General features: G+C 73.6%; 5 protein-coding genes. 2 read left to right on the top strand and 3 right to left on the bottom strand.

From position 1 onward, the window contains the following. Positions 1–203: 203 nt before the first annotated feature. The gene (locus L2I40_RS21100; RefSeq protein WP_237217156.1) at positions 204–665 is read left to right on the top strand and encodes a RidA family protein; all 462 of its coding nucleotides are present in this window, start codon (positions 204–206) and stop codon (positions 663–665) included. Between the two features lie 55 nt (positions 666–720). On the opposite strand, the gene L2I40_RS21095 is transcribed toward L2I40_RS21100, so the two are convergent. The 3 genes from L2I40_RS21095 to L2I40_RS21085 form a co-directional block, all read right to left on the bottom strand. Next, a complete protein-coding gene (locus L2I40_RS21095; protein WP_237217155.1) occupies positions 721–927 on the bottom strand; it encodes a hypothetical protein in 207 nt (68 codons plus the stop codon). 65 nt (positions 928–992) lie between these two features. After that, positions 993–1,565: a sigma-70 family RNA polymerase sigma factor gene (locus L2I40_RS21090; protein WP_237217153.1), complete on the bottom strand. Its 573-nt coding sequence runs from the start codon at positions 1,563–1,565 to the stop codon at positions 993–995. A gap of 70 nt (positions 1,566–1,635) precedes the next feature. After that, the gene (locus tag L2I40_RS21085; protein WP_237217152.1) at positions 1,636–2,172 is read right to left on the bottom strand and encodes a sigma-70 family RNA polymerase sigma factor; all 537 of its coding nucleotides are present in this window, start codon (positions 2,170–2,172) and stop codon (positions 1,636–1,638) included. A gap of 67 nt (positions 2,173–2,239) precedes the next feature. Here L2I40_RS21085 and L2I40_RS21080 point away from each other — a divergent pair, with 67 nt between their 5' ends. Further along, positions 2,240–2,980 carry a PhyR family response regulator anti-anti-sigma factor gene (locus L2I40_RS21080; RefSeq protein WP_237217150.1) on the top strand — a complete coding sequence of 247 codons (741 nt, stop codon included), beginning with the start codon at positions 2,240–2,242 and terminating at the stop codon, positions 2,978–2,980. The last annotated feature ends 176 nt before the right edge of the window (positions 2,981–3,156 follow it).

Raw genomic sequence — 3,156 nt, 5'->3', positions numbered from 1 at the left:
TGGCTGGCGCGCAGGCCACTGGCTCGCCCTGCCGTGCGGTGGCGTGGTGCGCGGGCCGCATCCGGGACCCCGCACGCGGCGCGACGCGTGCGGGCAACCGTCGCGGCCTCGGTCCGCCGGGCGGACCGCGGGGCGACGGGTGGGGCTGTGACACGCCCGGCCGTCACGTCCTATCCTCGATCCATCGAGAGAAGGAACCGCGCATGTCCGCCGAGCAACGCCTGGCCGAGCTGGGAATCATCCTGCCGCCGCCGCCCGCGCCGGCGGCCAACTACGTGCCGTGGCGGATCGGCGGCGGGCTGCTGTTCCTCTCGGGCGTCGGGCCGCGGCATCCCGACGGCCGTTCCATCACCGGCGTGCTCGGCGCCGGCGTCTCGGTGCAGGAAGGCTACGAGGCGGCGCGGCTGTGCGGGCTGAACCTGCTGGCGAACACGCGCGCCGCGCTCGGCTCGCTCGACCGCGTGGACACGGTGCTGAAGGTGCTCGGGATGGTGCGAGCCACGCCGGAGTTCGGCGACCAGCCGGAGGTCATCAACGGCTGCACCGACCTCTTCGTCCAGGTGTTCGGCGATGCCGGCCGCCCGGCGCGCTCCGCGGTCGGCATGGGCAGCCTGCCGCGCGGCATCGCGGTCGAGATCGAGGCGGTGATCCTGATCCGCGGCTGACGCGCGGCCGCCGGACGGCCGGACCGGAACGGCGCGACGCGGGGGGCGCGCCGCGCTACTTCCCGCGGCGCCCGCGGTCGGTCTCGATCAGCCTGAGCAGTTCGGGCGGAACGGGCTCGGCGGCGACACCGTCATAGAGCTGGTGCAGGCTGCGGTTCAGCCACAGGTCGAACGCCGCCTCGGCCGCGTTCGGCTGCGTCGCGCCCTCGCCCGGCGGCGAGGGGGGCGGGTCGTCCCGATTCTGCTTGGCGTTGTCGTGCATGCCACCCTTCGTGCCGGCGGACGCAACCCCCACGGGTGCAGGCTGCACCGCCGGACAACGGCAGGTTATGCGTCGCGCGCCTCCTCAACAAGATGCGAGGAGGAGGGCCGGCGCTTCTCCGGCTGCGCGGCGTCCGGACGTGCCGCCTCGCCAGCGCGGTCCTCGCCCATGAGCCAGGCCTGAAGCTGGCGGCGGGCGCGGAAGACGCGGCTCTTCGCGGTGCCGACGGCGCAGCCGGTGGCGGCGGCGACATCCTCGTAGGACATGCCCTGCAGCACCACCATGAACAGCGCCTCGCGCTGGTCGACCGGCAGCTTGTTCACCGCCCGGCCGAGCTCCTTCAGCACCAGCCGGTCCTCATGCGTGGCGCCGACCGCGAAGGCGCCCGCCGGCAGGTCCTCGATGTCGGTGGTGTCGCGCTGCTTGCGCAACGTCGAGATGAAGCGGTTGCGCAGGATGCGGTGCATCCAGGCGGCGAAGTTCGTCCCGGGGGTGAAGCTGTCCTGCGCGGCGAGCGCGTTGGCGACTGCATCCTGCACCAGATCCTCGGCGGCCGCGCGGTTGCGGGTCAGGGCAAGGGCCTGGATGCGAAGGCGGGGCAGCAGCGCAACGAGTTCCGCGTGGAATGCACTCGACATTGAAATCCCTCCGCTCGTCATGCCCCCTGTATGACCGGCGCCGGAGCGCGGTTGCATCGCGCGCGCGTCATCACGTCACGGCTTCGAGAGGGTGCGCGAGGGCCTTCGCGAGCTGGCGGCGCGCGCGCGAGACGCGCGCCTTCATCGTGCCGACCGGCACGTCGCAGACCGCAGCCGCCTGTTCGTGGCTCAGCCCCTGCGCGCCGACCAGCACCAGCGCCTCACGCAACGCGGGCGGCAGGACGGCGAGCGCGCGGGCGAGGTCGCGCATGCGCGCGACGGTCTCCTGCCCGCCGCTTTGGCCCTGCTCGGCCGGCAACGCCGCCTCCAGGTGTTCGCGCTCGCGCTTCCGCCGGCGGTACGCTTCGCGGAACGCGTTGCGCAGCACGGCGAGGCCCCAGGGGCGCAGCGCCGAGACCACGTCACCGTCATGTTCCGCGCCGATCACGAAACTGTCGAGGCCGTGCAGCATTCGGATCACCGCGTCCTGCACCACGTCGTCGGCTTCCGCTCGCGACGCGGTGAGCAGCCGCGCCGCGGCGCGGAACTCCGGCAACAACTGCGCGATGGCGGCGCGCAGTCGCGTATCGTCGTCTTGTCGATCCACAGGTGCATGCATATCAACTGCTGACGCGCACTGCACCGCACAGACGAGCGCGGGAGATGACAAACCGATGAGCGAACCGGATCGGACGGCGCTTCTCTCGGCTCTGCCCTATGCGCGGCGCCTCGCGCGCGCGCTCACCGGCTCGCAGGCGAAGGGCGACGCGATGGTCGCGGACGCGCTTCGCGGCGGCGTGAGCGGCGCCGCCGGCGAGGCCGAGGCGCGGCTTGCGCTGTTCGCGGCGGTGGCCCGCGTCGCGGGATCGCAGCCCGAGGAACCCGCCGCGCCGCTGACGCGGACGGAGCGCCTGCTGCTGCTGCTGACCTCGCTCGAGGAGCTCGACCTCGAGGACGCCGCCGGCGTGCTCGGCCTCGATGCGGATCTCGCGCGCGCGATGCTGGCCTCGGCGCGCGAGCGGCTGCGTGCGGCGAGCGCGGCGCGCGTGCTGATCATCGAGGACGAGCCCATCATCGCGATGGACCTGCAGCAGCTGGTGGAGAGCGCGGGGCATGAGGTCGTGGGCCTGGCGGCCAGCGAGGCGGAGGCGGTTGCCCTGGCCGACCGGACGCGGCCGACGCTGGTGCTCGCCGACGTCAATCTCGGCCATGGCGGCGACGGCGCGACTGCGGTGGAACGGATCCTCTCCCGCCATGCGATGCCGGTGATCTTCGTCACCGCCTATCCCGAGCGCCTGCTGACCGGCAGCCGGGTCGAGCCCGCCTTCGTCATCACCAAGCCCTTCGAGCCGACGACGCTCGCCGTCGCGACCTTCCAGGCGGTGACGCGCGGGGTGCCGATCGGCGCCGGCTGAGCCGCCGCCCCGGCGCGGCGCAACCGCCGGCGCGCGGGATGCGTTCCGCGCACAGACCAGCCGCGGACGTTCCTCATGCCCCCGAGCCATTCCGGTATCCCGGTCGCCGCGGCGACGCCGGGACGGCGCTGATGCGCGTCGTGGCCGCGCTGTCGGCGGCGCTGCTCGTCCTGCCG

Origin of the sequence: Falsiroseomonas oryziterrae (assembly GCF_021864505.1) — a bacterium.
Classification (GTDB): Bacteria; Pseudomonadota; Alphaproteobacteria; order Acetobacterales; family Acetobacteraceae; genus Falsiroseomonas; species Falsiroseomonas oryziterrae.
The sequence above is the reverse complement of the archived record's forward strand: the minus strand, read 5'-3'. Positions and strand labels throughout refer to the sequence as shown.

Excerpts from the sequence above, each read along its gene's own strand:
- L2I40_RS21090 (WP_237217153.1), bottom strand. The coding sequence starts at position 1,565 with ATGTCGAGTGCATTCCACGCGGAACTCGTTGCGCTGCTGCCCCGCCTT.
- L2I40_RS21095 (WP_237217155.1), bottom strand. The coding sequence starts at position 927 with ATGCACGACAACGCCAAGCAGAATCGGGACGACCCGCCCCCCTCGCCG.
- L2I40_RS21080 (WP_237217150.1), top strand. The coding sequence starts at position 2,240 with ATGAGCGAACCGGATCGGACGGCGCTTCTCTCGGCTCTGCCCTATGCG.
- L2I40_RS21100 (WP_237217156.1), top strand. The coding sequence starts at position 204 with ATGTCCGCCGAGCAACGCCTGGCCGAGCTGGGAATCATCCTGCCGCCG.